This window comes from Flintibacter sp. P01028 (assembly GCF_041925235.1).
Lineage (GTDB): Bacteria > Bacillota > Clostridia > Oscillospirales > Oscillospiraceae > Lawsonibacter > Lawsonibacter aceti.
In genome coordinates, this window is record NZ_JBHEVC010000005.1 from 133,989 (window position 1) to 160,136 (window position 26,148).

At 50.8% G+C, this 26,148-nt stretch carries 23 protein-coding genes; 9 read left to right on the plus strand and 14 right to left on the minus strand.

Translation table 11 applies throughout. The annotated features are described in order from the left end of the window. The first annotated feature begins 188 nt into the window (after positions 1–188). Positions 189–1,385, plus strand: coding sequence for an ABC transporter ATP-binding protein (locus ACEVJK_RS09905; protein WP_186852373.1), 1,197 nt, complete (start codon positions 189–191; stop codon positions 1,383–1,385). A gap of 130 nt (positions 1,386–1,515) precedes the next feature. Here ACEVJK_RS09905 and ACEVJK_RS09910 read toward each other — a convergent pair whose 3' ends face one another. The 4 genes from ACEVJK_RS09910 to ACEVJK_RS09925 are packed head-to-tail and all read right to left on the minus strand — an operon-like array spanning position 1,516 to position 5,355. Beyond that, positions 1,516–2,478, minus strand: a complete 963-nt coding sequence (locus ACEVJK_RS09910; protein WP_340405403.1) for a hydroxyacid dehydrogenase — start codon at positions 2,476–2,478, stop codon at positions 1,516–1,518. Between the two features lie 11 nt (positions 2,479–2,489). Next, positions 2,490–3,341: a DUF6282 family protein gene (locus ACEVJK_RS09915; RefSeq protein ID WP_374740455.1), complete on the minus strand. Its 852-nt coding sequence runs from the start codon at positions 3,339–3,341 to the stop codon at positions 2,490–2,492. A gap of 15 nt (positions 3,342–3,356) precedes the next feature. Beyond that, positions 3,357–4,610, minus strand: a complete 1,254-nt coding sequence (locus tag ACEVJK_RS09920) for an SLC13 family permease (RefSeq protein WP_240288746.1) — start codon at positions 4,608–4,610, stop codon at positions 3,357–3,359. A 43-nt stretch (positions 4,611–4,653) separates the two neighbouring features. Continuing rightward, the gene (locus ACEVJK_RS09925; RefSeq protein ID WP_147572873.1) at positions 4,654–5,355 is read right to left on the minus strand and encodes an RraA family protein; all 702 of its coding nucleotides are present in this window, start codon (positions 5,353–5,355) and stop codon (positions 4,654–4,656) included. A 130-nt stretch (positions 5,356–5,485) separates the two neighbouring features. Between ACEVJK_RS09925 and ACEVJK_RS09930 the strand changes: the two genes are divergently transcribed. Next, positions 5,486–6,454 carry a LysR substrate-binding domain-containing protein gene (locus ACEVJK_RS09930; RefSeq protein WP_374740456.1) on the plus strand — a complete coding sequence of 323 codons (969 nt, stop codon included), beginning with the start codon at positions 5,486–5,488 and terminating at the stop codon, positions 6,452–6,454. A 72-nt stretch (positions 6,455–6,526) separates the two neighbouring features. On the opposite strand, the gene ACEVJK_RS09935 is transcribed toward ACEVJK_RS09930, so the two are convergent. From ACEVJK_RS09935 to ACEVJK_RS09955, 5 genes are all read right to left on the minus strand, one after another. After that, complete coding sequence (locus tag ACEVJK_RS09935) at positions 6,527–7,132, minus strand: AAA family ATPase (RefSeq protein ID WP_374740457.1); 606 nt, start codon at positions 7,130–7,132, stop codon at positions 6,527–6,529. A 543-nt stretch (positions 7,133–7,675) separates the two neighbouring features. After that, positions 7,676–9,643, minus strand: a complete 1,968-nt coding sequence (locus ACEVJK_RS09940; protein WP_186852379.1) for a TRAP transporter fused permease subunit — start codon at positions 9,641–9,643, stop codon at positions 7,676–7,678. A gap of 136 nt (positions 9,644–9,779) precedes the next feature. Beyond that, on the minus strand, positions 9,780–10,811 hold the full coding sequence (locus tag ACEVJK_RS09945; RefSeq protein ID WP_240288752.1) for a TAXI family TRAP transporter solute-binding subunit: 1,032 nt from the start codon (positions 10,809–10,811) through the stop codon (positions 9,780–9,782). Between the two features lie 483 nt (positions 10,812–11,294). Continuing rightward, entirely contained in the window at positions 11,295–11,825 is a 531-nt protein-coding gene (locus ACEVJK_RS09950) for an acetyl-CoA hydrolase/transferase C-terminal domain-containing protein (RefSeq protein ID WP_374740458.1), read from the minus strand. A 188-nt stretch (positions 11,826–12,013) separates the two neighbouring features. Beyond that, on the minus strand, positions 12,014–12,952 hold the full coding sequence (locus tag ACEVJK_RS09955; RefSeq protein ID WP_240288759.1) for a LysR family transcriptional regulator: 939 nt from the start codon (positions 12,950–12,952) through the stop codon (positions 12,014–12,016). Between the two features lie 167 nt (positions 12,953–13,119). Between ACEVJK_RS09955 and ACEVJK_RS09960 the strand changes: the two genes are divergently transcribed. From ACEVJK_RS09960 to ACEVJK_RS09990, 7 genes are all read left to right on the plus strand, one after another. Then, positions 13,120–14,487, plus strand: a complete 1,368-nt coding sequence (locus ACEVJK_RS09960) for a Na+/H+ antiporter NhaC family protein (RefSeq protein ID WP_374740459.1) — start codon at positions 13,120–13,122, stop codon at positions 14,485–14,487. Positions 14,488–14,545: 58 nt separating this feature from the next. Then, positions 14,546–15,238, plus strand: coding sequence for an L-2-amino-thiazoline-4-carboxylic acid hydrolase (locus ACEVJK_RS09965; protein ID WP_240288762.1), 693 nt, complete (start codon positions 14,546–14,548; stop codon positions 15,236–15,238). A gap of 17 nt (positions 15,239–15,255) precedes the next feature. After that, the gene (locus ACEVJK_RS09970) at positions 15,256–17,073 is read left to right on the plus strand and encodes an FAD-binding protein (protein WP_374740460.1); all 1,818 of its coding nucleotides are present in this window, start codon (positions 15,256–15,258) and stop codon (positions 17,071–17,073) included. Then, the gene (locus ACEVJK_RS09975; RefSeq protein ID WP_240288766.1) at positions 17,070–17,378 is read left to right on the plus strand and encodes a 2Fe-2S iron-sulfur cluster-binding protein; all 309 of its coding nucleotides are present in this window, start codon (positions 17,070–17,072) and stop codon (positions 17,376–17,378) included. Before ACEVJK_RS09970 ends, ACEVJK_RS09975 begins: the two co-directional genes overlap by 4 nt. A 12-nt stretch (positions 17,379–17,390) precedes the next feature. Beyond that, the gene (locus ACEVJK_RS09980; protein ID WP_374740461.1) at positions 17,391–18,668 is read left to right on the plus strand and encodes a serine dehydratase subunit alpha family protein; all 1,278 of its coding nucleotides are present in this window, start codon (positions 17,391–17,393) and stop codon (positions 18,666–18,668) included. Then, positions 18,668–19,855: a M20 family metallopeptidase gene (locus tag ACEVJK_RS09985; protein ID WP_240288769.1), complete on the plus strand. Its 1,188-nt coding sequence runs from the start codon at positions 18,668–18,670 to the stop codon at positions 19,853–19,855. Before ACEVJK_RS09980 ends, ACEVJK_RS09985 begins: the two co-directional genes overlap by 1 nt. Positions 19,856–20,167: 312 nt before the next feature. Beyond that, entirely contained in the window at positions 20,168–21,262 is a 1,095-nt protein-coding gene (locus ACEVJK_RS09990) for a homoserine dehydrogenase (RefSeq protein WP_374740462.1), read from the plus strand. A 143-nt stretch (positions 21,263–21,405) separates the two neighbouring features. Here the strand turns inward: ACEVJK_RS09990 and ACEVJK_RS09995 are convergent, their stop codons facing one another. From ACEVJK_RS09995 to ACEVJK_RS10015, 5 genes are all read right to left on the minus strand, one after another. Continuing rightward, positions 21,406–21,528, minus strand: a complete 123-nt coding sequence (locus ACEVJK_RS09995; RefSeq protein WP_374740504.1) for an IS3 family transposase — start codon at positions 21,526–21,528, stop codon at positions 21,406–21,408. 1,241 nt (positions 21,529–22,769) lie between these two features. After that, positions 22,770–23,957: a nickel pincer cofactor biosynthesis protein LarC gene (gene larC / locus ACEVJK_RS10000; protein ID WP_374740463.1), complete on the minus strand. Its 1,188-nt coding sequence runs from the start codon at positions 23,955–23,957 to the stop codon at positions 22,770–22,772. A 3-nt stretch (positions 23,958–23,960) separates the two neighbouring features. Further along, positions 23,961–24,722 carry a nickel pincer cofactor biosynthesis protein LarB gene (larB, locus tag ACEVJK_RS10005; protein WP_374740464.1) on the minus strand — a complete coding sequence of 254 codons (762 nt, stop codon included), beginning with the start codon at positions 24,720–24,722 and terminating at the stop codon, positions 23,961–23,963. Beyond that, positions 24,719–25,465 carry an ATP-dependent sacrificial sulfur transferase LarE gene (gene larE, locus ACEVJK_RS10010; protein WP_374740465.1) on the minus strand — a complete coding sequence of 249 codons (747 nt, stop codon included), beginning with the start codon at positions 25,463–25,465 and terminating at the stop codon, positions 24,719–24,721. The genes larB and larE overlap by 4 nt, the downstream gene beginning before the upstream one ends. A 142-nt stretch (positions 25,466–25,607) precedes the next feature. Beyond that, positions 25,608–26,144, minus strand: a complete 537-nt coding sequence (locus tag ACEVJK_RS10015) for an FmdE family protein (protein ID WP_374740466.1) — start codon at positions 26,142–26,144, stop codon at positions 25,608–25,610. Positions 26,145–26,148: the final 4 nt, after the last annotated feature.

The following is a 26,148-nucleotide window of genomic DNA, read 5'->3' on the forward strand; positions in this document are numbered from 1 at the left end:
GATCGATTTAGATCAGGCCGGCAGCCTACTCCATTCTTATAGTCTGTCAGGCTAATAAAGTAAGGAGGACCAAATATCCGCGCGGCTTGCGGTACAGCAGTGTGGAGACCTGCTGCAACGTCCGCGGAGTTCCGCTCTCCGCGGGCAAGGGGTCACAGGCAGAGGCCGTGACACCAAAGCCGATCACTATGGCGACTCTCTCCCTTAGAAACATCAAAAAGATCTATCCCCATGCCAGCAACGGCAAGAAAAAGAAGGCTTCCAAAAAAGGCGAGGCTCCCACAGGCGAAAAAGCCAATCTTGAGGTGACCTCCCAGGGCGTGGTAGCTGTCCAGCAATTCAATCTGGATATCGCTGACAAGGAGTTTATCGTACTGGTCGGTCCCTCCGGCTGCGGAAAATCCACCACGCTTCGGATGGTCGCCGGTCTGGAGGAGATCTCAGAAGGCGAGCTGTACATTGACGGCAAACTGATGAACGACGTAGAGCCCAAAGACCGTGATATCGCAATGGTCTTCCAGAGCTATGCCCTGTACCCCCATATGACTGTATATGAAAATATGGCCTTCCCCCTGAAGCTTCGGAAAATGCCCAAAGACGAGATCGACCGCAAGGTGAAAGAGGCCGCAGCCACTCTGGACATCACCCAGTACCTGAACCGGAAGCCCAAGGCCCTGTCCGGCGGCCAGCGTCAGCGTGTGGCCATCGGCCGCGCCATTGTCCGCGAACCCAAAGTGCTGCTGATGGACGAGCCCCTGTCCAATTTGGACGCCAAGCTCCGCAACCAGATGCGCTCCGAAATCATCAAACTGCGCCAGAAAATCGATACCACATTTATGTACGTTACCCACGATCAGACCGAGGCTATGACCCTGGGTGACCGTATTGTCATCATGAAGGACGGCTTTATCCAGCAGATCGGCACGCCTCAGGAGGTCTTTGACCACCCGGCCAATCTGTTCGTTGCCGGCTTTATTGGCACGCCCCAGATGAATTTCTTTGATGCCAAACTGCTTCTGGAAGGTGGGCGCTATTTTGTCACCACCGGGGCGGTCAAGGTGGAGCTTTCTGAAGAGAAGCAGCAAGCCCTAGCGGCGAAGAAAGTTTCCGCTCAGGATGTCACCTTAGGCGTCCGCCCCAACCACATTATCCTCAACGACGGCACCAACGCCATCGAAGCCACGGTAGATGTGTCAGAGATGATGGGCAGCGAGGTCCATCTCCACGCCAACACCCAGGGCCGGGATGTAATTATCATTGTCCCCACCATGGACATCTCCGGCAGCCATAAGGAGACATTCTCCTACGGCGCCAAGATCAATTTCACTTTCGGCGGCAACGTATGCCACATTTTTGGTGCTGACGAGAACAATTTGGAGCTTTAATCCGCTCCAGCAAATCGTTTCTTTTTGATAACAGATGAGACCGGAACCCCTACGGGCTCCGGCCTCATCGTTTCAGCAAGGAAAAGAGCGCGGGCCCCACTGGGGCTCCGCGCTCTTTTTTGGTCAATCGTTATCCAATCAGGTCCCGCAGTTCAGGGACGATGAACTTGGGCGTACGGCCGGAGAAAAAGTCGTCGATGGCCTGGGCACAGGCCAGGGAGGACCGGGTGGACGCCTCCTTGGTCGCGCCGCCGATGTGAGGGGCGACCAGTACGTTCTCCATCTTCAGCAGAGGATTCTTTAGGTCGAAGGGCTCCTGCTCCACCACATCAAGGCCGGCTCCCGCGATCTTCTTCGCTTCAAGGGCTCGGATCAGCGCCGCCTCGTCTACGATCTTTCCTCGGGAAGTGTTGATGAGAAAGGCGCTCTCCTTCATCAGGTCAAACTCATGGTCACTGATGCTGTGAACAGTGTCCTTGGTAGCGGGTACATGGAGAGACACATAGTCGGCACAGCGGAACACCTCGTCCCGATCCTCTGTTAATTGAATGTAGTCCGGCAGCTCCCGGGCGAAGGGGTCATATGCCACTACCTTCATATCAAAGCCAAGCGCCGCTTTCTTCGCCACCAGTTTTCCGATGTTGCCCGTGCCAATCAAGCCCAAGGTCTTGCCCTCCAGCTCGGTCTTTGGGATTCCCATCTTGGCATAGCGGTAGTCGCTCTCGCAGTGGGCCATCACGGCCTTAAAATTCCGGGAGCAGTAGAGCATATAGAAAATCGCCAGCTCCGCCACCGAGATGGCGTTGGCCCCGCCGGCAGTGGTGACCAGCACCTTATTGCGGCGGGCAGCCTCCAAGTCAACTCCGTCATAGCCCGCCCCATGGCGGGCTATGATCTTCAGTTTGGGGGCGTTGTCCAGTATCTTCGCGGTAATCTTAGCGGTCCGGACAATCATGGCGTCACAGTCAGCCACATCCGCCAGCACATCCTCCTCCGCAAAGCCACGTCCATCCACCACTTCATAGCCGTGGTCACGGAGATAGGCATAGCCTTCGGGTAGAATCGGCTGGGGCAGTAAAACCTTATAACTCATTATTACACTCCTTAGTCTGCGGAGGACATCCCTTCCAGCAAACGCTCAGGCACTTGCCGCATCATGATCCCCAACTCCTTTGCGGTAAATCCCTGGGTCATCAGCACCCGGGCATATTCCTCCATACCCTCGTCAGAATAGAGGGAATTCAGCTGACCAAAATCTGTGGTCAGCAGCACATGTTCACATCCTACCGTCCTGATTTGCCGGGCGATCTCCTCGATAGGTGTCCTGTTGTGGTATGTGGTAAAAAAGCTGTGTTCCACATAGGCTCCCAACGCCACGGCCTCCTGCTGTTGTTGGATCGAATAGCAATCGGCCGGGTTATCCGCATGGGTCAAGACAACGGTGCAGCCTCGCTCTGCCGCAGCCCGGACTAGAGCCATACCCTCATCGGCCCCAATGTGGCCAGTCCCCACCACCATTTGGTGTCGTGTGGCCACATCCAGCACTTCCAGCGCCTGGGGCAGGAGATTTCCCTTTTCATCGCAGACCGACAAAAACCGGGACAGGTCTGCACTGGGCTCGTTCCGATGCTGATATTGCTGGTATGACCGGGCCTCCAGGGTGGGAAACCAGACCAGCTTGCCGCCCGCCTGGGCGGAACGCTCCACCGCATCGGGATTTACACCCCCAACAGAACGGTTCAACGTCACGCCGCCCGCAACTCTTAGCTGAGGAAATTGCTCTTGAAGGAGTTTCGCCCGGACGGCAGTATCGAAATAGTGATTCTTGATTGCGCACCCGGCCATCCCCCGATGGACCAGCCGCCGGGCCAGCTCCAGATCTCCGCATTTCCGTTGAACTACATCAGGAGCCGTATGGATATGCAGGTCATATGCGCCCTTTAGGAGGTCTTCCATCGTGCACCTCTTTCTTTAGTAAGGCAGGAAAATCGGAACCAGCGCAACCACCACCACATAGGTGACCAACAGCATAGGCAGACCAATCTTGCAGAAGTCCACAAACTTGTAGTGGGTCCAGCCGACCGTCATCATGTTCTGGGGCGCAGCAAAGGGGGTGGCATAGGAAGCGGCACCCGCCAAAGTGATAGTCATGGCCACAGGATATGGGCTGACACCGATCTGCTCGGCAATGGAGATGCCGATAGGCAGGAACAGCATAATAGAGGGAATGTTGGACATGAACTGGGTCAGGATGGCGGCGGCAAAGAAGATCACAGTCGTAACCATAAAGGGACTGGGATCTTCGCCCAGGATCTTCAAGATTAGTTCCGCCACGGCATCACCCGCGCCGCTGTTCTTGAATCCGGTTGAAATTGCGGTAAGAGAACCAACCAGCAACATGCAGTTCCAGTCAATAGCCCGTATAGCCTCCTGGACAGTCATACACTTGGTACCCACAATAATCAGAGCACCAATCACAGCTGCCACATGCATAGGCATGTTCTTGGGGCTGGCCGCGATCACCACCAGCACGCACAGCAGTGTAATCACAGAAATAGCGGCCTTTCTCTTGTCCAAGGGCTTTTTATCGGTCTTGGCAAACTCAGGAACATAGCCGGTGTCGGGGATCAGCTTGCGCCCTATAAAGGTGAAGTACAGGGTACCCAGGATGCAGATACCGATGCCGAAGGGAGTGATGCTGAAGAATCCGAAGGGAGTAATGCCCAATTCACTCATTACACTGTTGGCCGTGGCGTTGGAGCCGACACCCACCAGGGTCACAAAGCCTCCAAACTGAGCGCCGAACAGCAGGGAGAGCAGAGCCTTGGAGGGACCAACTCCGGCGGCGATGCACATGGCGGTAACCAGGGGAGCCATTGCAGTCATCACACCAATATTGCTGCATACAGAACTGAGGGCGCAGGACACGATCAATGTGGCAAGAATGATATTCCTTTCACTTTTACCCGTTACACGAACCATCTTTTCACCAATCAAATCGGTGATGCCGGCGTGGAACAGGGACGATCCAATCACCATCATACCAGCCAAAAGAACGATAGTTGTGCTGTTATAGCCGGTAAAGATATCATCAATGGTAATTAGACCAGTGTAGGCGAACGCGATAGACGCGCCAATGGCAGTGACGATGATGGGAATCGGCTCCCAGATAAAGAGGACGACAGTGATTGCCAGAATGATCAGTGCGATCGTAATTGGACTCATGGTTCTCTCTCCTTATGTCGTTGTATTGGCGGGAAATATGTGTTCAGGGCCGGTATACGTCGTCGATGATTTCAAACCCCTTTTCTTCCAGTGTCTTTTCCACCCAGGCCCGGTTTGCAGTACCCTCTCTGGCCGCAATCAGCTTCTTTTCATCCGCGGCCTGGAATTTCTTGGCCTCCTCCAGAATCACGGGAGCGTCTTTTCTGGGGATCACGATCACTCCGTCAGGATCAGCCAGGATAATATCCCCAGGGTTAACACTGACACCGCCGCAGGAGATGGGCACGTTGATCTCGCCGGGACCCTCTTTATAGGGGCCGCCAGGGGTAGTTCCGGTGCAGTAGACCGGGAAATCCCAATGTCCAATCTCGTCGATGTCACGAATGGGGCCGTCCAGAACGATACCGGCGATTTTTTTGGTATACTTCAGGTAAGCCATCATCACCTCGCCCATCAGAGCTCTGGTATCGTCCTCCTCGTTGGACACCACCAGCACATCCCCCTCCTGACACAGGTTCAGCGCCGCGTGGAGAGCCAGATTGTCCCCCGCCCGGCCCTTGACGGTATAGGCCGGACCCACCATCATCTGGTCCTTTGGCTGACTCACCAGCTTGATACGGGGGTTCATGGCACAGCTGCGGCCCATGACATCGGCGGTGTTGGATGCGGGAATGCTCTTAAACTGCGCCATGATCTCGGGGTCCGGCATCTCGCGCTTGAGGTAGATCCTCTTGCCAACAGACATAATCAATTCCTCCTCTGCTTTCCTTGTTTTTTGCGTTGCGGATTTTGTAGTTTCATAGTAATATAGTGGTATGCAAAAATCAAACGGAGTTTTTTTGAGTTTTTAACAAAAAAATTTTGTGGAGGTATGTATGGATCTGACCAGTCTATATTACTTCTCCGAGTTGGCAAAGGACCTGCATATGACTCGCACCGCCAACCGCCTCTTTATCTCCCAGCAGACGTTAAGCAACCACATCCAACGTCTGGAGGACTACTATGGCGTTCGGCTGCTTCACCGCAAGCCGTCCCTCTCCCTGACCACGGCAGGGGAGTTTGTGCTGGCCTTTGCGGAGGTGATGATGAAGGAGCAGACCAATCTGAAGGACATTCTGTCCGATATCGAGCAGCAGGAGCGGGGCGTCCTCCGTTTCGGCGCCAGCGCCTTGCGCTTAAATATGTGTTTGCCCGCTGTCCTGCCGCAGTTCTCTGCCCGCTATCCCAATGTGGACATCCACATTACCGACACCATCACACCCCGTCTGGAGCCGCTGGTATTAGACCGGTCCCTCGACTTTGCTATCACCCTCAACGGGGAGGAGCACCCCAAGTTGGTCACCCACCACCTGATGGACGACCAGGTCTATCTCTGTGTCGCGGACTCCCTGCTTCAGTCCTACTATGGTGACCAGGCCCCGATGCTGAAACGGAAGGCCCTCTCCGGCGCCCATGTGGAGGACTTCTCCAAGCTCCCCTTCTGCATTTTTGACAACCGTATGGGACGCCAGATCAACCAGTGTTTTGAAAGCGCCAATTTGATTCCCCGCGCCTATATCACCAGCACCTATACCCAGGCCGGCATCACCGCCTGTTTCCAGGGACTGGCCGCCTGCTTCTGCTCCCAGGCGAACCTGGTCAGCCAGCGGGACAACATTCCTTCGGATATCAACATTTTTCCCCTGCTTTACCGGAATGAGCCCCTGTCCCAGCGGCTCTCTCTCATCCGCATGAAGGACCGCTATCTGTCCCACTATTCCAAATTCTTTTTGGAGCAGCTTTTCGGCTATTTCAGCGACGTGGAGCGCACCCGCATGGAGCGTCTGGGACAGATCTCCGACTGATGTTTCCGTCCGTCTGGTAGCAAAAGCGCCGGCTGGAAAGAGTATCTTTCCGTCCGGCGCTTTTCTATTCTATTATCTGGACCGGACCAGTTCCACGATCATGGAAACACACTTTTCAACGCCAATGACACCGCTGTCCAGAGAGAGGTGGTAGTTCTGGCAGCGCCCCCACTCCCTGCCGGTGAAGTGCTTATAGTTGACCTTTCGCCTTGTGTCCTTGTCGCGCAGCCGCTCCTCCGGCTTCTTCTCGCTCTCACCGTACAGACGGACGATCCGGTCTGCCCGGAAGGCAGGAGCGGCGTGGACAAAGACATGGAAGGCGTCTGGGTTATCCTTCAAAATATAGTCGGCGCAGCGGCCTACGATCACACAGGAACCCTTTTCCACTAGATCCAGAATGACCTGGCGCTGCATACACCATAGGAAGTCGGAGGCGTTCATGCCGCCCATGACATCGGCCCGCCCACTGAAGGCGGCGAAATAGGCCAGAATGGACTTTCCAGGCGCGTACTCCCCCGCGTTCTCTACATACTCTGGCGCGAAGCCGGTCTTCTCCGCCACTTGTTTGATGAGTTCCTTGTCGTAGTAGGGGATCTCCAGAGCCTCGGCCACTGATTTTCCGATACTTCTGCCCCCGCTGCCAAACTCCCGGCTAATGGTAATGATTGTCTTGCTCATATTCGTTCCTCCTCATTTAGCTCTCGATAGATTTTTCGGATGACCGGCGCCACAATCAAAAAAGTCAACAGGTTTAACCCCGGCATAGAATTCAGGACTCTATCCAGATCCTAAAAGCATCGGCAGCGGCAGGTAGGAGCACACGCAGAGCACAGCCGCGTTCCCAGTGCCCCGATGAGCCCCCTCGGCGCGTCCCGCTCCTATGCTGATGCTGGAAAAGCAGCCGTCCTGATTATCACTTCCGCCACCTGTGCCACCATGGTGATTGGACAGGCCACCATATTGGCAGCAAAAATCTGCTTTATCATATTATACAACGCCGCGGCCAATAAGGAAATAGTACGTGGTATCGCATATTTTCCCATCAGGATGCCCAGCCCCTCCCGCCTTTTTCAATTCCTCGGGATTTTGGAATTTTTATCTTCAAGCAAGCTGTTCCAAATTTAAACACTTTATGGCAAGTGGGCAAAAAAGGGCTCGGGACTGTCATCAACAGTTCCGAGCCTCTCACATATGTTATAAAGAATTCCTATGTATGTCAGGCTACACAGATTGCTTTATCTTCTTCCATTTTCTCATGTTAATCAAGATCAGGAGAAGCGCAATAGCAAGACCGATCAGGTCTGTCACTGTTCCAGGAATGAACATTAACAGACCACCTACGATAAAGGCTGTCCGTTCCAGGATATTCAGTTTCCACAGCAACCAGCCTTGGAAGGCCGCGGAAATCACAGCCGTACCAACAATGGCTGAAACCGCCACCGAAATAATATCCACCACGTTGCCTTGCATCATCATTGCCTCATTATAGCAGAAGGCGAATGGCACCATGAATCCGGCAAAGCCCAGTTTGCATGCCTCGATTGCCGTTGTCATGGGGCTTGTCTTTGCGATACCAGCGCCAGCATAGGCTGCCAGGGCTACAGGAGGTGTAATGGCAGACAGGCAGGCAAAATAAAACACGAACAGGTGGGCGGTCAGCGCAGGCAGACCTAGCTTGATCAGGGAGGGAGCCAGGATAGAGGCGGCAATGACATAGGCCGCTGTGGTGGGCAGGCCCATGCCCAGGATAACACAAGTGATAGCAGTAAAGAGCAGTGAAGGGAACAGCAAGCCGTGGGCCGCTTGGATCATCATGTCACCGAAGATGACTCCGATACCGGTGAGAGACACCATGCCTACCACAAATCCGGCGCAGGCACAACCGATAACAATGGACATGGAACTAAAGGCAGATTTTGCCATGGCAGGCAAAATGCTTTTTAGGGTGAATCGCTTTTTCTTGTCAAAAAGCATGATAACAGGCACTGCGCAGGTCGCCCACAGGGCGGAGTACAGCGGGGAATACTGGGCCACCAACAGGCAATACAGCAGGATCGCAATAATCAGCAGATAGATCCAGCCGGTCTTCATCACGTCCCGGGATTTGGGCACATCCTTGGGATCCATTAACTTGATGTCCGCCAACTCAGACTGGCTGACAACCGCCACTCCGCAGCCCCAATAGTATAACAGGGCAGGAATGACGGCGGCAATACAGATCGTAATATACTGGTTTTCAGTAAATGCCGCCATTAGGAAGGCACCGGAGCCCATAACTGGAGGAAGTATCTGGCCGCCAGTGGAGGCCACCGCCTCCACACCGCCAGCAAAAGCGGGCTTGTAGCCGCGGGACTTCATCAGCGGAATGGTAAAGGTGCCCGTGCCCACCACGTTGGCTACGGCGGAACCGTTAATGGAGCCCATCAGTCCGGAAGCCACCACTGCAGAGAGGGCAGGGCCGCTCTTGATTTTTCCGGTCAGGGAGATAGCGATGTTATTGATGAAATCGGAACAGCCGGAGGATTCCAGAAATGCGCCAAACATTACAAACATGAAAATGACGGTGGCCGACACACTCATTGTCGTACCAAATAAGCCGTCCAAGTCGGTGGCCAGGAAGGAACAAATACGCTCCAGTGAGTAGCCCCGGTGAGCAATAGCCCAAGGCAGATGGGGCCCAGCCAAGGCGTAGGCCACAAAAATCAGAGCTAACACAGGCATAATGTAGCCCAGCACACGCCGGGCACACTCCAGAACTACCAGACCCAGAACCGCACCAGCAAAGACGGCCATCCATGTTGTCTGGCTCAGGCGTTCGGTCATGTGATGCACCTCATCCTGGGCCATCCACCAAGCCAGCCAAGTGAGGGCGATCAAGGCAATATCCACCACCCGGCAAAATATCCGGAAGCCTTTATTCCCGGCAAACTTGTCCTTGAAGACGTGCTTATAAAGGGGCTGCGTCAGCAACACTAAGGTAAGGGCAAAGCTGAGATGGACACCTCGCTGTGTCACAAAATCAAACAGGCCGAAGAACCCGGTGTAGATATGAAAGATCGTCATGGCGATCGCCACAATGGTAGCAATCTTGATAAATTTGTCCTTTCTCCCATCTTCTACGGCTTTGGCCGCGGCCAGTTCGCTGTCCAACGAGGTTATGTCGATCTCCTTGTACTCTTTTTCTGCCATAAAATTGAATCCTTTCCTTACTACAGATTCACACAGTATCGTGTCCTACATAAAGAGAGGCCGGAGCCGAGGGCTCCTCAGTTCCGGCCGCTAGCGCATTGATATTGAAACTACCAAACCTTGTAGCTCAGGGCGCTCAAATCAGGCCCTGCTCGGCATAATACTTCTCAGCGCCTGGGTGCAGGGGAATAGGCATGTTGGTACACAGGAAGGAGGGATCGGTCATTTCGCTGAGGATAGCGTTGCCGGCCGCCAAATCGGCAGAGTTCTCGTTCATGGTCTTGCACATATCATAGACCAGGCTCTCGTCCAAATCCGCGCTCACGATGACCAGGCACTTCACACCGAAAGTCAAGGTATCATAGTCCTGACCAGTGTAGGTGCCCGCGGGAATGGTGGACTGAATGTATGCCTCGTTTCCAGCCAGAATGTCGTCGATCTCTTCCTGGGTATAGTTCAGGACCACAATGTCCTTAGTGGCAGCCAAGTTGAGCTGTCCGCCAATGGGCAGCCCAGCAAAGCCAAAGGCCGCATCAATGATGCCGTCGCCCACAGAATCGGCACCATCACCCAGCCCAAGGTTCTCCAGGCTGGTATTCTCGGCGCTGATGCCCATAACCTCGAAGGCATCCAAGCAGGAGTTCTCAGTAGCGGAAGCGGCGGGGCCAACAGCAACACGCTTGCCCAGCAGATCATGGACATACTCCAGACCGGACTCCTTCAGCGCTACGCCACTGGAAACAGAGGTGTAAACCGCACCGATAACCCGGACATTCTCCAGTGCGGATGTAAAGGGTTCGACTCCATTGTAACCATTCAGCACCACGTCGGCGGTAGCCACGGCTACATCCACTTCGCCGCTGGCCACATCCTGAACGTTTTGGAAGGATCCAGTAGAGGTTTGGGTATTGCACTTCACACCCTGAACGCTGTTGGTCCATAACTGTGAGAGCGCCGCGCCAGCCGGATATAGGGAACCGCCAGTATCACCAGTTCCAAAAGTCATCATCACATTTCCACGGGAGGGGCTGTTCGAACCGCTTGCGGCACCACTACTGTTGTCCCTGCCGCCCTGAGAGGTGCTGGGCTTTCCGCCGCAGCCAGCCAGCATAGCCAGCATCATCGCCGCAGACAGCAAAATCCCGATCGCTTGTTTTGTTCTTTTCATTTTTTCGCTCCCTTTCTTCGATATTGAACCATTTCATTGGTTCTCAAACCATTTGCTGTGTACGACCGTACACAGCAAATCCCCCGGGGGATTTGCTTTCCATTTTTTCCCTCATTGGGTGAGTGTATTATATCACGGCTCATCTTTCTGCGCAATATCTCTTCTTTATTTCGCGAAATATTTGTGAGATATTACAATTTTCTGGATTTTTCTTAAACTTTTGTAATTTAGCCTACTTTTGCTCCAACTTTTTCATTTCAAATTCCGCTGTGTTTGATATGCGCTCGGTGAAGCAGGTAGTAAAGTAGTAAAAGTGAGGAGGCAGAACTCTAAAATTTCCGTAACAATCGGGATACAGAACACCTTTCACAGTCAGCAATTCAACCACTTTTTAAATATTTTATCGCTGTAGAGGCGCGCCGGATAGGGAAGCACTGTCCCCATCCGGCACTTTTTTATAAAGGCTTCTCCTCTCCACGCTCTCTACTGGAAGTGCTCTTGAGCGTATTGCGCCCAGCTGTCCCGAAAATCAGGATGTGCTATTGCGATCATAGCCTCTGCCCTCTCTCGAAGCGTTTGTCCAGATATCCTCGCTATCCCATACTCGGTTGCTACATATTGGACCATCGTCCGGGGAACAGAAACAGCGCTTCCACTGAAAATGTATGGGACAATATTCGATTTTAGTGTTCCGTCTTTGTATCTATGAACAGCATTCAAGCAGATAAAACCTTTTCCTCCTCTGGAGCGGCAGGCTCCCTCTAAGAAGTCCATCTGTCCTCCAATGCCTGAGAGCCGACGGGTGCCAGCAGATTCTGCATTTTCTTGTCCCATAAGATCCAGTTCTACTCCGCCATCGATACTGATCACATTACTCATCCGGCCGATACGCTCCACCTCTTTTCTTGCATTGGTCAGTTTACCTGCCTTCCACAGCTCTAAAAAGGTGTCGCTGATCGTTCCTGTGTGGCAGCCCAGGTCCTTCCGATCTGACCAAGCTGGCAGCTTGACCACAGTAAAGGGCACGCTCCCCACCCCTGGGGCAGCACCGCTCCATCGGGGATTTCCTTCACCACCAGCTTGGCGATCTCAAGGTCCGCTCCACTGGGCTCCCGATAGCTGCGTTGAGAGAGCATCTCTATTTTCAGTCTCCAAAAATACTATTTTAGTTATCCTAAAAAGCAATAATAGATATATTATTTTCATATAGCCGAAGAAAAGTTTTGAATGATGCGTTTGATTACTTCGTCTGCCAGCGGGGAGAGGGGACGGTTGTCTTTTTTTATCCAGGCGATCTCGGAACGAATATTACAATCCTTTAAACGTAAAGTCCGAAAGCTGGAATAAGGGGTGTAAGCTTCTGCTTGCGTAATGTTATGAGGGTAAGCGGAATTGAGATAATATGCGTCACTGCTGTGTAGCGTTTGGTAGAGGATTGAGCGGGAAGAGACGACAAAGTAGCTGCCGGCATCGGGCAGGTGCAGGCGGTTATAAATATCCGAATAGGGACCGGAATCCAGGTAGACATATTTGATGGCGGGAAAATCTTTTAGATCCGACGCGGCTATCGTATCCTCCTTGCTGTAAAAAAGGGGATTCTTTTCGCCGATCGTGATCGCAACATCAAGTTCTGCAATGGGATAATAAAGCAATCCACGGGAACTGAGCTGCTTGAGATATCCCGGTTTATAGCAAGTCCATAGATGCGTAACGCCGATCTCGGCCACAGAGTCGACGACCATATCGGCGATGCCGTTGATGGAATTTTCATACTCCTCAATGCGGATCCCCATGGCTTTGTATTTCTTATAGATATCTGCACAGATCAGATCCAGAAAATAATAGCCTGTGCTGGCGATTGAAAGAGAAAATTCGATCTTTGGTGTGCTGTGATAGATCAGATAGTCCAATTGCTGCAGCTGCGATTGGATAGAGGACACATAGGAAACGAATGTAATGCCGAAAGGAGTAAGCGATACGCCGTTTGGTGTACGGTTGAAAATCGTACGGCCAATTTCGGTTTCAAAATTTTTGATGGATGTTGATAATACGCTTTGGGAGACAAAGAGATTCGCGGCAGCACGATTAATGGACCCTGCCTTCGCAGCCTCTACTATGTATTTTAATTGATTGAGTGTCATATGTTCCTCCTGGATCGATAACATATCTGTTATCTGTAATTACGATAACAGATATATATACTATGAACTATCTTTTTTAAAAAATCAAGTGGTATAATCAACTTGCGCTCTGGACTTTAATCGCAATTCTGAGTTGTAAAATTTAAAAAAAGGAGGAGTTTAATTTAATGGTTGGCAAGAGCGAAAATGTTCTGACAAAAAAGAACTATGGTGGATTGGCGTTTATTCCCATGCTCGCATTTTTAGTCCCATATCTCGGATGCGGCCTCTTTTTCTACTTTAGAGGCGAGAGCAGCCCCTTCAGCTTTGTTCCGCGTGAAGCGGCTCTAATGTTCGGTATCGCTGCGGCGCTTCTGATGGGCTCTGGTAAATTCGAGCAGAAAACGGAAAGCTTCATGAGACATGCGGCGAGCCCTACCTTGATCCAGCAGTGCTTGATTTTCCTTATGGCAGGTATGTTTTCCTCGGTAAGCAAGGCCATGGGTGGTGTGGATGCTGTCGTTAACGCTGGTATGTCAATCCTGCCTGAGCGCTTCATCGTTCCCGGCCTATTTTTGATCTCCTGCCTGATTTCCATTTCCATGGGCACAAGCTTTGGTACCATCAGTGCAGTTGGTCCTATCGCGGTTGGCTTTGTTGAAGCGGGCGGCTATGATATGACGTTGGTCCTTTGCGCGGTTCTTGGCGGTGCCATGTTCGGCGACAACCTGTCCTTTATCTCCGATACGACCATCGCTGCTACACAGGGTGCCGGCTGCGAAATGAAGGACAAATTTAGGATGAACTTTGCTATCGCGGCACCTGCAGCAATTTTTGCAACGGTTATGTATGCGATCTTCGGTGTTGGCAATACGGTTGCCGGCACCTCCAGTGAAATTGAGATTATTAAGATTCTCCCGTATCTGGCTGTTCTTGTCATGGCTTTCTGTGGTCTGAACGTTATCTATGTTCTTGGTCTCGGCCTTGTTTTCTCCGCTACAGTCGGCTTTGCGACCGGTGGCATGAACTTTTTTGATATGTGCACTAACATGAGTTCTGGTATCAGCGGCATGTACACCATCTGCCTGATGGCCTTCACCCTCAAGGGTATCGTTGGCCGTGTGCAGGACATGGGCGGTATCGACTGGCTGCTGTCGAGAGCTACCAGTAACATCAAGACCCGTAAGGGTGCGCAGTACTTCATGGCAGTGATGATCAGCCTGGTAAACATCAGCATCGGCAACAACTGCATCACCATCATCATTTCCTGCGAAATGCTCAAACCCCTGGCCAAAAAGTTCAAAATTGCGCCCAAACGCTTCGCGTCTATCCTAGATATCTTTGCTTGCATTATGCCGGGCCTATCCCCGATTGGTATGAACGTTCTTGCGATCATGGCATTTGGTGGCCTGACCAATCCGTTCAGCATGATGAAGTATGCCTTTTATCTGTATGCACTGGGCATCATCATGCTCCTCACCATCCACTTCGATCTGATGAAGACAAAGGAAGAGATCGAAGGTCAGGAGTTCTATCCCGAACTCGATGCACAGTAAGCGGAATGGAACATTAATTGGCATAACAATGTGCAATAGATCAGAAAGAGGAGTTCTAATGAGAGAATTTACTGAAAAACATCACGCATTTATTGTCGGTTCGTTCTACTCACTTCTGACAGAACGTTTCGCACAAAGAGGGGAAGCGGCATTCGTCCATGCGACGCAGCGCTACGCTGAACAGCGCGGTGCTCGTATGGCACAACGTGCCATACGGGATGGACGAAAGCTGGATTTTGCAACCTATCGAGAATACGGCGAATGGGTCAATACGCAGACCGTAAAGGATGAGGGTTGTGATAACCAAGGGTATGTTGTATCCTATTCCCCTGATTTTGACGAACGTGTAACCCAGTGCCCCTGGGCAGCACAATTCAAAGAGATGGGGCTTACCAAATGTGGAACGACCTATTGTACTTATGTTGACAACTCGGTATGCCGCGGATTTAACCCGGATCTTGTCTTCGATGTACCGCAGTCCATGCATGAGCATGGCAGCTGTATTCAAATCCTCCGGGGAGCAAACTTCCCCGAAGGCGCAAAGTTCCAAAAGCATGCAGAGTATTTGCGGACATTCGATTTCCATTGTGGTCATGTTTACAAGACATTCAGTTCCATCACGATTGCGATTTTTGGAGCTGAAGGTCAGGTCACCGCGACCGAAGTTCTCTCTCGCTTTGCAGCGACGTATGGAGAAGATATGGCAAACGTTCTCGTCAGCTACTACGATACCGACTTTGATGTGATCTAAGAGGAAGGGGAAAATAAATGCTGAAAATTGCTAAGAAAGTCGTTACAGACGTTTTAGTAATTGGCGGCGGCGGTGCAGCTTGCACCGCCGCGGTCGCCGCATCCCGAAACGGCGCCAAGGTCGTGATGGTAAGCAAAGGAAAAGTCGGCAATAGCGGCAATACCATCATGATCGGCGGCTCCTACGGAATGGATGGAGAGAGCGCCTACTACGATTACAAAATTCCCGGAGCAGATCCGTCCTTCACCCGTGAAGTTATGTTTGAGTCTATCGTAAACGACGGATTCAATTTGAGCGACCAAAAGATAGTTCAGCAGTTTGTTGACGACAGCCCGCTCATTGTTTACGAAGTCAAGCAGTGGGGCGAGGAGCTCGGTGAGCGCTTTGACTTCTATCCTCCCGGCAACTGGGACGTAACCGGGCGCAGCTTTGGCCGTGCATTGATAAACGGTATTAAGAAATGTGAAAACATTACGATCTATAATGATGTCTCAGTGACCGATCTGCTCAAAAACGGGGACAAGGTGACCGGTGCGCTCGGTATGGATCTTTACAACGGCGAGTTGATCCAGTTTGAAGCGAAGGCGACGATCCTTGGCACAGGCGGATTCCAACCGTACACGCTCAAAAGTTCCAATACGGATAGCACCGGTGACGGGCAAGCGATGGCTTATCGGGCTGGAGCAAAGCTCGCCGATATGGAATTCATTTTGTTCATGGTCACGGCGATTGAGCCGAAGGAGTATAGGGGTTCCATCCTGCCTGCACTTTGCACCTTCCGTGCAGCGTTTGACTATGATGCGGTCGATGCCTCTGGCAAGCTAATTGACATTCCCAAAAAGGTTCGTGAGATGGAATCTGTGAGCGAAATGGCCAAAGTTCTGGACATGTACTACTATGGCAAAGTCCTCAACGAAGGCCGCGGCACGAAGAACGACGGTTTTTATTTCGATTTCCACCGTTTTACGGACGAGGAAATTGACCGTATGTTTGATGCGGTTATGGAGCACTTTGAAGGCTTTTATCCCCATGGATATTATCATGGGGAGAGCATCATCAATTACCGAGACTACATTAAGAAACATCGCCGTATAGAGGTTGGTTTTGGCGGCGAGTACAGTGTTGGCGGTATCTATATCGATGAGAACATGATGACTGGTGTACCTGGCCTGTACGCGGCAGGCGAAGTCGGCTGTGGCGCTTTCGGCGCAAACCGTGTAGCGGATGCAGTAGTTGAAATGATAGTTCAGGGCTATAAGGCCGGTGAGGTCGCCGCACAGCGCAGCGCAGGTGAAGTTTTGGTCGAAGCAGAAAAGGCTTCTGTTGCAAAGGCTGTCGGCACGCTGGAGAAGATCCTCAGCAATAAAGGCGGTATCACGGTCAAACAGGCGAAAGAGCGACTGCAGAGCATCTCTGACGCTACATTGAAGCTTCTGCGCAACGAGCAGACTTTAGCAAAGGGCATCAGCGACTATGAAGCATTGAAGGAGGAAATGGATAACATCAGCATTACCGCAAAGGGACTGTTGTATAACCGGGAACTTCTCGAAGCGTTACAGTTACGTAATCTGCTGACTTGCTCTACAGTGTCGGCCAAGATGGCGCTGATGCGTAAGGAAAGCCGCGGCGTGCATTTGCGTGAAGATTACCCGTTGATTGACAATGTGGATTGGCAGGTTCGTCTGGTATCTGAACAGAAGTGCGATAACGACAATCTGTCTACGGTGCTGCCTGTAGTAACGAAAATTCCCATGAAAAAGGCTGAGAGAATCGATTATGGGACTTACGTTATGACAGAGGATTTGGGAATGAAGAATCAGGAGGACGCCAAATGATTGCAAAGATTTTTCGTTACGATCCGACGGTCGACAAAGAGCCGTATTTCAAAGAATATGAAGTGACGATCGATCCGGAAGAACATATGACGGTCATGGCTCTATTGGAACAGATCGCAGAAACGATGGATGGTACCCTGAGCTTCTTTTCGCACAGTGCATGCCTCCATGGAATCTGTGGCCGCTGCGCTGTCAAATGCAACGGAAAGGCCGGCCTTGCCTGTCAGATGGTCCTAACAGGGGAGGACGTTGTGATCGAGCCGGCCAGGAAAGCTGTCGTAAAAGATCTTGTCATTCAAAATTAAAGGATAAACGCAATGAAAAAGAACGACCCTGCCTATCAGGCATACGTCGATATTCTCTCGCGGGAACTGGTTCCTGCTATGGGCTGTACAGAACCAATTGCGATCGCCTATTGCGCGGCTAAGGCCAGATCTGTTCTGGGAGCACTCCCAGAACGGATTCTGGTTGAGGCCAGCGGAAACATGATAAAAAATGTCAAAAGCGTTGTGGTTCCCAATACAAACGGTCAAAAGGGGGTCAAGGCCGCAGCAGCGATTGGCGCATTTGGCGGCGACGAAGCCGCAGTTCTCGAGGTGATTGCGCATATCAGCAACGGAGTAAAGGAAAAGCTTCCGGAGTATATCGATGCACTTGATTTTAAGCTTTTGCCGTTGGAAACGACAGAGGCACTTGATTTTATTATAACCGTTTTTGTAAAGAACTCTTATGCTCGTGTCCGTATTGCACAGGAACACAGCAATATTGTTCTGATCGAAAAAGATGGGGAAATTCTTTTCGAAAAAGCACTTTCATCTGTTGTATCTACGGATATACCGGACTATACTTTTTTGAACATGGCGGGGATCTTTGATTTTGCCACAAGCTGCGACCTCGAAGACGTTAAGGATATCCTGGCGAGACAAATTGCGATGAACAGTGCCATTTCGGATGAGGGCCTGCGCGGAAATTATGGTGTAAACGTCGGAAAAACCTTACTTGCCACCTACGGAACAGATATCAAAACAAGAGCAAGGGCCAGAGCCGCCGCAGGATCTGACGCCCGTATGAACGGCTGTGAGCTGCCGGTGGTTATTAACTCCGGCAGTGGTAATCAGGGTATAACGGCATCTTTGCCAGTTATCGAGTATGCCGCGGCGCTAGGAGTAGATGACGAGAAGCTCTACCGTGCATTGTTGATCTCCAATTTGACGACAATCCATGAAAAATGTAGTATAGGGCGGCTTTCTGCCTACTGCGGTGCTGTAAGTGCCGGCGCAGGTGCAGGTGCGGGAATCACCTATTTGATGGGTGGAGATTTGAACGCAATATCACATACGGTGGTCAATGCGCTGGCTATTACGTCCGGAATTGTCTGCGACGGGGCCAAATCCTCCTGTGCGGCTAAAATTGCCGTAGCAGTTGACGCCGGAATTTTGGGTTACGAAATGTACCGCAGCGGAAACCAATTCTATGACGGCGAAGGTTTGGTCGTCAAGGGTGTTGATAACAGCATCCGGCGGTTTGGGCGGCTCGGAAGAGTTGGGATGCACGAAACTGACAAAGAAATCATGCGTATGATGACGGAGGAATAATGAGAGAGCAGCAGAGTATTCAGTATCCCGCATGGTACGAAGAGATTGCTTTATTGCGGGCAAAGCTGCATGCAGCGCCGGAACTAGGGCATTGTGAGGTTATGACGACGCAGTTGATTAAAGAAAGACTGCGCGCTTACGGTGTCGAGGTACTGCCCTTCGATTTGCCTACAGGAGTCGTCGGCCGTCTTCGTGGCGCAAAACCGGGCAAGATCCTTGCGATTCGGGAGGACATTGACGCACTGCCGCTGCAAGAAGATACCGGTTTACCGTATGCTTCGACGGTCGCAGGTGTCAGCCATGCTTGCGGACATGATATCCACGCCGCCGCTCTTTTGGGCTGCGCGAAACAACTTGCACAGCAGCGCGAGGCTCTACAAGGGACAGTACTGTTTGTTTTCCAATGTGCGGAAGAAACCTTCGACGGAGCGAGCACGATGCTTTCCAAAGGAATTTTTCAGGATGAATCTCCCGATGCATTGGTGGGATTTCATTGCGCCCCGGCATTACCTCTTGGCAAAATTGGTCTGTTCAGCGGCGTGGCAAACGCAAGTTGTGATGTAATCACGATCCGTGTGATCGGTAAGGGTGGGCACGGGGCACATCCGGATGATTGTATTGACCCCATTGTGACTGCCGCTGGCCTGCTGATGCAGTTGCAGACCATTGTGAGCCGCCGTAATAAAGCAACCCATCCCCTTGTGCTCACGTTTGGCGAATTCCATGGCGGAAGTGCACCAAACATTATTCCCGATGAAGTGCTCTTGCGAGGAACAATGCGCTGTATGGACAATGCGTTCCGCTTAAAACGGTTGGAAGAGATCCGAACGCTCTGTCATTCTTTTTGTCAGTCGATGGGGGCACAGTGCGAAGTGGTCGTGGAGAAGGGGATGCCGCCGCTCGAAAATGCGGAGGACATCTGCACACAGTTGGCGGAATCCTCGAGAAAAGTACTCGGTGCAGACTGCGTAGTGCAGGACTTGACACCGTCTATGGGTTCCGATGATTTCTCCTGCATGTTGGAGGCCTGCAAAAACCACGGCGCACAGTATCTGTTGGGGACCCATCTTGCAAGCTTACCACAAAGCGGCCTGGGACTTCATGTCGCACAATGCATTTTCCCATCAGAGGCACTTTGCCCCGGTGTTGAGACCTTGACGCAGTTCGCTTTGGACTATCTCAAATGAAACAGGAGTAGGAACATCAAGGTTGTGCATCCTCAACAAGCTGTAAATAAAGGTGGAGCAGAAAAAGCGTGCAAAAATCAAGCTCAGAGAATCTGGACTATTTTTGCACACTGTGCCATCTCGATTAAAGAATGGGACAAGGCATTTACCACAACACCAGCATATCAGATATAAAATCGATGGTGAATCCAATGCCCAATACTGGGAGGCAGGCACTCTTGACCAAATTATATCGCCCTGCGCCATATAGGTGAAGCGGGTCTCATGTCCCTTTGGTGCCTTGAAGTACAGCAGAAAGGAATGGTCATACATATGAATATCGCGTTGCTTGGCTTTGGTAATGTTGGGAAGGCATTCTACAGCCTTGCCTGTAACCGAACCGATATGGCTGTAACAAAGGTCCTCTCCCGCCACCCCCGCCCCGAATTGACATGCGAGATCACGGCAGACTTTGCACAAATCGAAAATGATTCAAGTATCGATACGGTTATCGAAGTGTTGGGCGGACTGAATCCTTCTCACGACTATGTGTGCCGTGCGTTGCGTGCCGGTAAGAATGTAGTGACGGCCAATAAGCACTTGATGGTGGTATACTATGACGAGCTGGTTTCGCTGGCGCATAAAAATGATGTCAAATTGCGCTGTACAGCAGCGGCAGCAGGAGGAATCCCGTGGCTGAGTTCTATCTCTCGCGGGGCGCGCATGGACAATATTGTCGAGATTGCGGGAATACTGAATGGTACGACCAACTACATTTTAAACGAAATGACTAACCATGGATCGGATTATATGACTGCGTTGAAAGGCGCACAGGATATTGGTTTTGCGGAAAAAGATCCGACGGATGACGTAGAGGCCCTGGATCCACGACGTAAGCTTGTGCTGTCTGCAAATCTAGCCTTTGGTGTTTCGTTACGTGAAGATGACATCCCCTGTTTTGGCATTTCAACGATTTCCGCGGAAGATATCACGTTCTTTCGTGAACATGGGTGGATCTGTAAGCTGTTCACCCGTGCAAAAAAGGTGTCAAGTGGAGTTTCCGCTTTTGTCATTCCCACCCTTTTTGGCATAACAGCACCGGAAATTTACAGCAATGTGGCATTTTATGGTGAGCGCATTGGCAAGTTTGGCTTTTCCGGTGCAGGGACCAGTGCGGGTGTTTATCCTACTGGCAGCAGTGTATTGGCAGACTGTCTGGACATTCAGGCGGGCTGCGATCCATTCTATCACGTCATTGCCCCCCACCCCTGTCTGATAAATAACAGCAATGAAATGAAACGGTTTTATTTCCGTACGCAAGGAAAACAGTTTATCACCGAGCCGATATGTGTTGGAGAAGCGTTTGATCAAATAAGGCAGATCCAAAAAGCCGAACCGAGGGCCTTCATGGCTTGCCTAAACGAATAAAAAAGGATTGATTGGGTCCGCACCAAGTGAGCTTCTTTCCGTCAAGAGGACAGTGAAAAATGTAAAATTCCCCCGGCCAGCAGCCTGTAGGCTGCTGGCCACTTTTTATGCACCAAGGAACAGCTCATGTCCCTCTACCGGTGTCAACACGCCCGGGCTGGCTGAATTCTCCTGGTGTTGTAATAACAGATGTAATTCACTACAATTGGCGCAAGTTCCATCTTACTGGTGAATTGTCTTCCGTCATAGCGCTCCCGCTTCTTCAGAAAGCCCTAAAAGCCTTGGGCCATTGTCAATACAGCGGGCCATACGAGACATGCTTTGTACCGTTTCCGACTATACAAATTTCTGGTGGAACACTTGGCTTGTGTATTGAGATGTGCATCCGGAGTATCCTTAACAGCCCTGTCAAATGTCTTGAATATGAGTGAATCATCGTTGCGCTCACCCAGCGCCCAGAAAAGAGCACGACGGTCTCAGAGATTTTAGCACTCAGATAAAGCTTATGTACCTCAATGCACTCATTTGAGCTCCATCGCATCAGCGATCCATTTCTCGCTGGGCCTTTCAGCATAAAATGGCGGCCCGGCAAATCCTCAGCCCCCTCTTGTCGTTACCCTAGATACCATCATTATGGCGCAGATCGTTATCAGTCTCCGGCAGCCTTTATCCTAGCTTCCTGTATGGCTCCTTTCAATCTTATCTGCTACTTGCCCGTTCTCCGCAGTTTTGCTGCTCAACTTCCTGAAGCTAATTTGTGGTAATCGAAACACGCCACATCAAGCATGAACTGCCCCAGCTATACGGACAACACACAAAGTGCCCATTTTAAGATGTAGGAATATAAAATTTTAGGCTTTATCGGCTTCTTGACAACAAGGGTAGGCTTTGTTTCTTAGCAAGAGCAATTTCCATCGAGGACTACTGCTGTACCTCCATACTCTCATAATCCGCTCGACTGATAATGTTATAGAACAGGCTGACATTCTCTGCGGCATCGTGCTTTCGCAATCTATTGTATTCAAGGCTTGAATCCCCATATCGCTTGAACTTGTACACTGCTTCGTTCATCAGTGTGTCGTTGAAAGCACCAAGGGAAACCAGAAGGACAAAGTCTTTTACATCCAAGCCGGTAACTTTTTATAAAAGTGCAGGCTCAAATTATATACTGGGATTTTGTTCTGGCGCTCTGTATATACCGTACCATAAGGACCATCTTTTGCTTTAAAGAACGTTTGAAATATCTAGAAATATATTTTCCATCGTGCAGGCCGGAGCAAGCGAGAGAAGGAGCAGCAAGCGCCAATACTGAAAGCAAAGCAGATTTTTGATGACAATCAGCATCGATTTAGTATCGAGGAGATCAAAACGGTTTTAACACAAAATGGGGGTACGGGTCAGTGTCAAACAAGTCTCGGCAATCATACAGGAGTTGAAAGACTCAATACGCAAGGCTTTCTGAAAATGACAAGTCCATTTTTCGATAAAAATGTTCAAAAAGCGGACTTCATTTATCCACTGCAGCAATAACATCCTCAATGCACACGTCTTGTTCTCTGGCAATGCGCGCCAAATCTTCGTACTCATACTTCGAACGGCTCACACCATACCCACGGGAGTTTTTGAGGCGAATGGTTCCATAAGGAGTGTCCATCATTGTCACATCACGATCCAGAATATATCGTTGCGTTTTCGTTTCCCGCACGCCAATCGTCGTTGTGTATTTAAACATCCAACGAACCAATTTCCCTTTGTCCTGTTCACGGCACATGACCCTAATCAGTGCGCCAGGACGAGATTTTTTCATGCCGATAGGGATAGTATAAACCTCCAACGCACCACCGTCAAACAGTCGTTCCATAGCAAAGCCGATCTGTTCTGCCGTCATGTCATCCACGTTACAGGATAGTTCCAGAACGGCATCCGTTTTTCCCTCTCTCTCGCCCAGCATGGCCCGAATACAGTTAGCGGCCTCAAAATTTTTCTTTCCCATGCCATATCCAATGGCCTGCAACTTTATCACCGGCATATCACCAAATCTCGTCGCAAAGTGCTTCAGCAACGCAGCTCCTGTGGGCGTACAGAGTTCGCCCTGAATGCTTCCGCCGTAGATGGGAACATCTTTGAGAATGAAGGTGGTTGCGGGAGCCGGTACCGGCAGAACACCATGGGCACACCACACCGTACCGCTTCCCACATGGACAGGAGAAACAATCACCTCATCGGGTGCGATCTCATTCATCAGCAAGCAAACCGCAGTAATATCGGTGATAGCATCCATCGTCCCAACTTCATGGAAGTGGATCGCACTCACAGGTACTCCATGAGAATGGCTCTCTGCCTCAGCAATCAGTTCATAAACAGCCATGATATCCTCCTTGACCTTCTGCGGAATGGGAAGATGATCATAGACAATGTGGGAAATATCGTCTATACCACTGTGGTGATGATGGTCGTGATGATGCTCGTGGTCATGATGGTCATGGCTTTCTTCTTCTCCATGAACCTTCACAGAAAAATGGGTGCCGGCAATTCCGCACTTGACAGATGTCTCTTGTGTAATTGTTACACCGGGCAGGCCAAATGAGTTCATCCAACTGACAAAGCCATCACGCTCCGGAATCAACTCCAGCAGGGCTGCCGCCAGCATATCACCCGCAGCACCCATGCCGCAATCCAAGTACAGCGTCTTCATATGTTAATTCTCCTTTTTTGCATCCATATGGTTAATCATGCTGGCCAGATAACCAGCTCCAAAACCATTATCGATATTCACGACAGAAACGCCGCTGGCGCAAGAATTCAGCATAGACAACAGGGCAGATAAGCCGTTGAAAGACGCCCCATAGCCCACACTGGTGGGCACAGCAATAACCGGGCAGTCCGCAAGACCGCCGATGACACTGGCAAGGGCTCCCTCCATGCCTGCTATGGCCACAATCACGCTGGCGCTCATAATGTCGTCCAAGTACCTCAGAGTACGGTGAAGCCCAGCAACGCCCACATCGTACAATCGCACAACCTCATTGCCCAAGATCTGTACAGTCAAGGCAGCTTCCTCTGCTATGGGAATGTCACTGGTTCCTCCGGTAGCAATCACAATTCTTCCGATACCGGTAGGCTCCGGTAGCTGACCGACGATCCCTACTCTGGCATCAGCGTGATAGTCCAACTCATGAGCCTGTCCAACGGTGGCAGCGGCCTCCGGCGACATACGGGTAATAAGGATGGTGTCTTGCCGATTTTTCTTCATCACATCCAGAATTCCGATGATCTGTTGCGGTGTTTTACCTGCGCCGTAGATAACCTCCGCCACTCCCTGACGGATCTTGCGGTGCAAATCCACCTTTGCAAACCCGATGTCCTCAAAGGGTTCAGCTTTAATTTTCAGCAAAGCATCATCCACTGACAGTTCTCCGGTCTGCACGGATTCCAGTACACGTTTAATTTCGTTGTTCATTCCCGTACCTCCAGATCTAGCAGCACAGCACTGTAACTCTTTTTTAATTCGGAGAAGATTGCCTGCCGCTTTTCCAGCAAAAGCGGCAGCTGTGCCTCAGGCAGTTGTAGCCGAGCGGCAGTTCCAATCATTCTCACCCGAAAATCCGCAAACCCCTGTGAAAACAGGAAGTCCTCCGCCGTTTCAGTCCTTTGCAGCATTTCCTGCGTAATCTCCACGCCGGTAGGGATTCGGGTGGCGAGGCAGGCATAGGCCGACTTGTCCCAGGTGAAAAGCCCCGCCTTTTTGGAGAGTCGCCGCACCTCCGCCTTTGTTAACCCACATTCCCGCAGAGGGGAGCGAATCGAAAGCTCCCCCAGCGCGCGCATCCCGGGACGATCTCCCGCATCATCAGAGGCGTTGGTCCCGTCTATCAGTACAGAAAATCCATCCTCTGACGCCGCCCTGATAATGGAATTGAAAATAAAATATTTGCAGTAATAGCACCGGTCGGCGGAATTAGCTGTAATCTGTGGATCGTTCAAGATATCCACATCCAGCATCTTCATATCCGCCCCTAATTCCGACGCAAGCCGCCTAGCGTCATCCAGTTCAAACCTGGGCTGAAATACCGACTTTACATAGTAGGCCCTGACCTTGGCACGGCAGTTGGTTGCGGCATACAGCAAATACGAAGAATCTACCCCGCCTGAAAAAGCTAACGCAACTTTTGGATTTTCAGCAAAGAATTCCTGCAAGGTCATAATTTACACCTGTCATACTTTGATTTTACAGAGATCATAATAGATGAAAGTATCTTTTCCGTCAAACACTTTCATATTAACCAGTAAAGGTATGCCGAACCAAATTATGAGCATCGGCCTTTTCCCAAAATCCACTCTCAAATTATACACGGAAACGGTCATAACTTTGGTAACAATCTATGCAAAGCTTCCTGCCCTCTTGAATCCGAATCCAGTTGGCAGCGGCAGATTCACCACAGCACTCACAAATGTAAGAATCAAAAATACGCGCACGTTCCGGCAAATCAATTCTAACCTGTTTTGCATCAAACATTTCATTGTTGTTGCAATCGTGGTAATAACGAAACGTTTCTTCTCGGCTCATAGAAGCAGTCTTATTTTTCAAAACCAGCCTGACAGATGTCCCATTGGCTCGGTTATAGAAAGAAAATGCCTGTTTTCCGGTCATATGGAATAACAAATTTCCTTTACCCACACTACAGCCCAAAATAACCTGGATTGCATCCACACCACAGGCATCGTTTTCTGTGATACATGCCACCTGCTCGTCCTTTGAAAACTCAATTCCCAGTAACTCGATGGCATACAAAGCTGCCCTATATCCAATCGTCAGGCCTGGGCACGCATGACCATGGAACGCTGCACATTTTTCCCACAAGGCCTTTTTATCTATCTCCATCTTT

Coding starts and splice junctions, on each gene's coding strand:
- ACEVJK_RS09905 (WP_186852373.1), top strand. CDS start 189: ATGGCGACTCTCTCCCTTAGAAACATCAAAAAGATCTATCCCCATGCC.
- ACEVJK_RS09910 (WP_340405403.1), bottom strand. CDS start 2,478: ATGAGTTATAAGGTTTTACTGCCCCAGCCGATTCTACCCGAAGGCTAT.
- ACEVJK_RS09915 (WP_374740455.1), bottom strand. CDS start 3,341: ATGGAAGACCTCCTAAAGGGCGCATATGACCTGCATATCCATACGGCT.
- ACEVJK_RS09920 (WP_240288746.1), bottom strand. CDS start 4,610: ATGAGTCCAATTACGATCGCACTGATCATTCTGGCAATCACTGTCGTC.
- ACEVJK_RS09925 (WP_147572873.1), bottom strand. CDS start 5,355: ATGTCTGTTGGCAAGAGGATCTACCTCAAGCGCGAGATGCCGGACCCC.
- ACEVJK_RS09930 (WP_374740456.1), top strand. CDS start 5,486: ATGGATCTGACCAGTCTATATTACTTCTCCGAGTTGGCAAAGGACCTG.
- ACEVJK_RS09935 (WP_374740457.1), bottom strand. CDS start 7,132: ATGAGCAAGACAATCATTACCATTAGCCGGGAGTTTGGCAGCGGGGGC.
- ACEVJK_RS09940 (WP_186852379.1), bottom strand. CDS start 9,643: ATGGCAGAAAAAGAGTACAAGGAGATCGACATAACCTCGTTGGACAGC.
- ACEVJK_RS09945 (WP_240288752.1), bottom strand. CDS start 10,811: ATGAAAAGAACAAAACAAGCGATCGGGATTTTGCTGTCTGCGGCGATG.
- ACEVJK_RS09955 (WP_240288759.1), bottom strand. CDS start 12,952: ATGACACTCAATCAATTAAAATACATAGTAGAGGCTGCGAAGGCAGGG.
- ACEVJK_RS09960 (WP_374740459.1), top strand. CDS start 13,120: ATGGTTGGCAAGAGCGAAAATGTTCTGACAAAAAAGAACTATGGTGGA.
- ACEVJK_RS09965 (WP_240288762.1), top strand. CDS start 14,546: ATGAGAGAATTTACTGAAAAACATCACGCATTTATTGTCGGTTCGTTC.
- ACEVJK_RS09970 (WP_374740460.1), top strand. CDS start 15,256: ATGCTGAAAATTGCTAAGAAAGTCGTTACAGACGTTTTAGTAATTGGC.
- ACEVJK_RS09975 (WP_240288766.1), top strand. CDS start 17,070: ATGATTGCAAAGATTTTTCGTTACGATCCGACGGTCGACAAAGAGCCG.
- ACEVJK_RS09980 (WP_374740461.1), top strand. CDS start 17,391: ATGAAAAAGAACGACCCTGCCTATCAGGCATACGTCGATATTCTCTCG.
- ACEVJK_RS09985 (WP_240288769.1), top strand. CDS start 18,668: ATGAGAGAGCAGCAGAGTATTCAGTATCCCGCATGGTACGAAGAGATT.
- ACEVJK_RS09990 (WP_374740462.1), top strand. CDS start 20,168: ATGAATATCGCGTTGCTTGGCTTTGGTAATGTTGGGAAGGCATTCTAC.
- larC (WP_374740463.1), bottom strand. CDS start 23,957: ATGAAGACGCTGTACTTGGATTGCGGCATGGGTGCTGCGGGTGATATG.
- larB (WP_374740464.1), bottom strand. CDS start 24,722: ATGAACAACGAAATTAAACGTGTACTGGAATCCGTGCAGACCGGAGAA.
- larE (WP_374740465.1), bottom strand. CDS start 25,465: ATGACCTTGCAGGAATTCTTTGCTGAAAATCCAAAAGTTGCGTTAGCT.
- ACEVJK_RS10015 (WP_374740466.1), bottom strand. CDS start 26,144: ATGGAGATAGATAAAAAGGCCTTGTGGGAAAAATGTGCAGCGTTCCAT.